The sequence below is a fragment of the Phenylobacterium sp. genome (assembly GCF_035276905.1).
GTDB lineage: Bacteria > Pseudomonadota > Alphaproteobacteria > Caulobacterales > Caulobacteraceae > Phenylobacterium.
In genome coordinates this window covers 1-4,474 of sequence record NZ_DATELG010000237.1, presented here as the reverse complement: position 1 = coordinate 4,474, position 4,474 = coordinate 1, and the positions used below count along the sequence as shown (strand labels likewise).

Here is a 4,474-nt window from a genome sequence, read left to right as displayed (position 1 = left end):
CCCGCCGCCGCCAAGGCCGAGCCTCAGCCGAAGCGCGCGCCCGAGCCGAAGTCGGCCAGCTCCAAGCAGCTCGACACCAGGATGAAGCTGCATGGCCGGCTGATCGACGAGCTCGACCTCTCCAAGCTCGACAAGCTCAGCGAAGGCGACCTGCGGCGCGAGGTGATGCGGCTCACCGTCGACTTCGCGCGCGACGAGCGGATGGCCCTGAACAGCTCCGAACTCGATGAGCTCGGCGCCTCGATCTTCGACGAGATGGTCGGCCTGGGCCCGATCGAGCCGCTGCTGAAGGACGAGACGATCAGCGACATCCTGATCAACGGCCCCTTCCAGGTCTATGCCGAACGGCGCGGCGAGCTGGAGCTGACCCCGGTCCGCTTCCGCGACAACGACCACCTGCTGCGGATCGTCAACCGCATCGTCGCCGGCGTCGGCCGCCGCATCGACGAGAGCCAGCCGATGGTCGACGCCCGCCTGCCCGACGGCAGCCGGGTGAACGCGGCGATCGCGCCCGTGGCCATCGACGGGGCGGCGGTGTCGATCCGCAAGTTCTCGAAGAAGCCGCTGACCCTGGAGAAGCTGGTCGAGGTGGGCGCCATGCCCGAAGCGGTGGCCCAGTTCCTCTACGGCGCCGTGCGCGCGCGGGTCTCGACGGTGATCTCCGGCGGCACGGGCTCGGGCAAGACGACTCTGCTCAACGCGTTGTCCGCGGCGATCAGCGAGGGCGAGCGCCTGATCACCATCGAGGACGCCGCCGAGCTGCAGCTGCAGCAGCCGCACGTGGTGCGCATGGAGACCCGCCCGCCGAACATCGAGGGCAAGGGCGAGATCCGCCAGCGGGAGCTGGTGAAGAACGCCCTGCGGATGCGTCCCGACCGGGTGATCCTGGGCGAGGTCCGCTCCGAAGAAGCCTTCGACATGCTGCAGGCCATGAACACCGGCCACGAAGGCTCGATGGCCACCATCCACTCCAACAACCCGCGCGAGGCGATCAGCCGTCTGGAGCAGATGGTCGCCATGGGCGGGCTGAGCCTCAGCCCCGAGGCGGTGCGCTCGCAGATCGCCGCGGCGGTGGGCATGGTGGTGCAGGTGATGCGCCTGTCGGACGGCAAGCGGAAGCTGACCCACGCCACCGAGATCGTCGGCATGGAAGGCAACGTGGTGCAGATGCAGGACATCTTCACCTTCAACCGCACCCACACCGACGAGGACGGGACGGTGCACGGCGAGTTCCGCGCCAGCGGCCTGCGTCCGCGCTGCCTCGACGAGATGATGCGTCGCGGCATCCCCTACGACACCGCCAACTTCGACCCCAGCAAGATCCTGGGGAGCTGCTGACCATGAGCCCGGCCCATATCGTCTTCCTGATCCTGGTGTTCGGCGCGGTCTTCACCGCCGGCCAGGCGGTGTTCGGCCTGTTCACGGTGGCGCGCCAGAAGCGCCAGGTGAACCAGCGGCTGAAGATCGCCGACAAGGTCGAGGGCGTCTCGGCCCTGGTGATGGAGCTGCGCAAGCAGCGCGGCCTCTCGGCGGAGGGCAAGAAGGGGGAACGGCTGCGCTGGCTGTCCGACCTCATCGTCGCCTCCGGCCTGACCTACGAGCCGCGCAAATGGGCGATGATGGCGATCGGCGCCGGCTTCGCCGCCGCGCTGCTGGCCGCCCTCATCCTGAAGAAGCCGCTGATCGCCCTGCCCGTCGGCCTGATCGTCGCCCTCGTCGGCCCGATCGCCGTCCTGAAGTTCAAGGCGGCCGGGCGATCCAAGGCGCTCGGCTTCCAGTTGCCTCAGGCGCTGGAGATCATCGTCCGCAGCCTCGAGGCCGGCCACCCGGTGCCGACGGCGGTCGCCCTGGTCGGGCGCGAGATGCCCGACCCCTGCGGCACCGAGTTCGGCATGACCGCCGACGAGATCGCCTATGGCGCGACGCTGGCCCAGGCGGTCGAGCGGATGGCCGAGCGTTGCCAGCATGCGGACGTCGACCTGTTCGCCGCCACGATCCGTCTGCAGGAACGCTCCGGCGGCAACCTCACCGGCCTGCTGAAGCTCAACGCCTCGACGGTGCGCGAGCGGCAGAAGATGCGGCTGAAGATCAAGGCGGCGTCGTCGGAAGGCCGCGCCTCGGCGATGATCCTCACCGCCGCGCCGATCCTCACCCTGCTCTTCATCAACGTGACCTCGCCCCACTTCTACGGCGACGTGGCGGGCGAGCCGACGGTGAAGATCGGCCTCGGCGTCATCGGCGTCTGGCTGCTGATCGGCAACCTGGTCATGCGCCGCATGATCGACATGCGGATCTGACCTCATGAACGCCCTTCAGCTTCAGAACCTCATCACCATCATCGGCGCCGTCCTGGTGTGCGCCGCCGTGGTCGGAGTGGCCTGGTTCGGGCTCGGCGAGCTGCGCCTGCGCGCCGCGCGCCGGACCCGTCTGGCCGTGGCGACGCCCGGCGCGCTTCCCGCCAGCCCCAAGAGCGCGGTCGGCGAGCAGATGATGACCACCATCCGCCGGCTCGGCCAGCAGAGCGCCGTGCGCGACCCGGCCAAGCTCTCGGTGTTGCGCAACCAGCTCATGCAGGCCGGCTACTTCAACCGCGAGGCGGCGGTGATCTTCCTCGGCGTCAAGGCCGCGGCCATGGCGGCGGCGACCGCCGGCGTCGTCCTGACCCTGCCGATGCTGCTGAAGGGCCAGGGCGGATTCGGCGGCGTGGTGCTCGCCGGCGCCCTTTCCGGCGCGGCCATGCTCGGCCCCGACCAGGTGCTCAAGGCCCGCCGCCAGAAGCGCGAGCGCGAGTACATGGAAGGCTTTCCCGACCTGCTCGACCTGCTGGTCGCCTCGGTCGAGGCAGGCCTCAGCCTGGACGCGGCGGTCACCCGGGTGACCGACGAGCTGGATCGCCGCTATCCCAACCTCACCATTCACCTGCGCATGCTGGTGCTGGAGCTGCGGGCCGGCCGGTCGCGCAAGGAGGCCTGGGGCTCGCTGGCCGACCGGCTCGGCATCGACGACGCCCGGGCGCTCGCCACCATGCTGCGCCAGGCGGAGGACATGGGCACCAGCCTCGGCGAGACGCTCAGCGTCTTCTCCCAGGACATGCGCGCCAAGCGCATGCTGCGGGCCGAGGAGAAGGCGCTCGCCCTCTCCGCCAAGCTCACCGTGCCGCTGATCATGTTCATCTTCCCCTGCCTGCTGGGCGCGCTGCTGCTGCCGGCGGCGGTCAGGCTGATGCACGTCTTCGGCAAGCATTGAGCCCAGCGCGCGATGCGCGCCCGCCGCTCCGTCAGGCGTTGAGGGCCTAAGACCGGCCGAGGATCTGCAGGGTCGCGGGGTCGGCCTCGCCCCCGAAGTAGCGCTCAAGTCCCTGGCGGAACTGCGGATTCGCCGGCGCCGCCTGTGCGAACAGCGTCAGGCTGGAGCGGAACTTCAAGTCGTCGGGACTGCCGAAGATCTCGTGCGCGCTGCGTCCCCGCACGGCCAGGACTGCGGCCAGGCAGTCGCGCAGCCGCGCGCCCAGCACCGGATGCGCCAGATAGGCCTGCGCCTCCGCCAGCGAGCCGATCGCGTAGGTCTGGGCCATGGCGCTGGACCCCAGGCCCGCGACCTGGGGAAAGACGTACCACATCCAATGGCTGGTCTTGCGGCCGGCGCGGAGTTCGGCCAGGGCGTCGTCGTAGTTGCGGGCCTGGGCGTCGACGAACCGCTGCAGGTCGAAGGCGTCGCCCATGCGGACGTCTCCGGTCGATAGGGAAGGGCGCGGCCAATTTATCCCTGTCCCGATATTTCGCACCCCCAACGGGCGCCTCGCCGGCTCCCGAAATGCGACGCTGCCGCGCCCGCCGACTGCTTTTCAGACCGGCATGACGATCCGGGCGGCGAAGCCTTCGGCGGCGAAGGTGGGCGTGACCGATCCGTTGCGGCCCTGCAGCGCCGTCGCCAGCAGGCGCATGCCGAAGCCCTGGCGCGCGGGCGGGGCGACCGGCGGCCCGCCCGCTTCGCGCCATTCGACGATCGCCCAGCCCTCGCGGCGCTCCTGGAGCGACAGCGCGACCCGCCCGCCGTCGTTGGAGAGGGCGCCGTACTTCACCGCATTGGTGGCCAGCTCGTGCAGCAGGAGCGCGAGCGCGACGCCGCCCTGCCCCTCCAGCGTCACCGGCTCCAGCGCCACGTCGATGTCGAAGCGCGTCAGGTCGAAGGCTTCGAGCACGACCCGCATCAGCTCCGCCATCTGGAACGGACCGCCGTCCGAGGCTGTGACCAGCTCCTGCGACTTCGCCATCGCCGAGAGCCGCGAGCCGATCAGCTCGACCATGTCGTCGACGGTCGCCGAGGAGCGGGCGGCCTGCTGCACCATGGCCATCAGCACCGTCATGGCGTTCTTCACCCGATGGCTCAGCTCTCGTATCTGCAGCCGGCGCTGCTCCTCGCCCATGCCGTTCAGTTCGATCGCCTGCTCCAGCCGCAGGCGCTCCTCCGCCAG

Annotated in this window: 5 protein-coding genes; 3 read left to right on the top strand and 2 right to left on the bottom strand. The window is 70.1% G+C overall.

Annotated features, from left to right (window positions below; all coding sequences use genetic code 11):
* The 3 genes from VJS38_RS11070 to VJS38_RS11060 form a co-directional block, all read left to right on the top strand.
* A partial coding sequence (locus VJS38_RS11070; RefSeq protein WP_324088204.1) for a CpaF family protein occupies positions 1–1,338 on the top strand: 1,338 nt, incomplete at its 5' end.
* A gap of 2 nt (positions 1,339–1,340) precedes the next feature.
* Entirely contained in the window at positions 1,341–2,297 is a 957-nt protein-coding gene (locus tag VJS38_RS11065) for a type II secretion system F family protein (RefSeq protein ID WP_324088203.1), read from the top strand.
* Between the two features lie 4 nt (positions 2,298–2,301).
* Positions 2,302–3,246 carry a type II secretion system F family protein gene (locus tag VJS38_RS11060; protein WP_324088202.1) on the top strand — a complete coding sequence of 315 codons (945 nt, stop codon included), beginning with the start codon at positions 2,302–2,304 and terminating at the stop codon, positions 3,244–3,246.
* A 46-nt stretch (positions 3,247–3,292) separates the two neighbouring features.
* Here the strand turns inward: VJS38_RS11060 and VJS38_RS11055 are convergent, their stop codons facing one another.
* Positions 3,293–3,721 (bottom strand): DUF1810 domain-containing protein, encoded by a 429-nt coding sequence (locus tag VJS38_RS11055; protein WP_324088201.1) that lies wholly within the window; start codon positions 3,719–3,721, stop codon positions 3,293–3,295.
* 123 nt (positions 3,722–3,844) lie between these two features.
* Positions 3,845–4,474 (bottom strand): sensor histidine kinase (locus VJS38_RS11050; protein WP_324088200.1); only part of this gene is annotated, 630 nt, incomplete at its 5' end.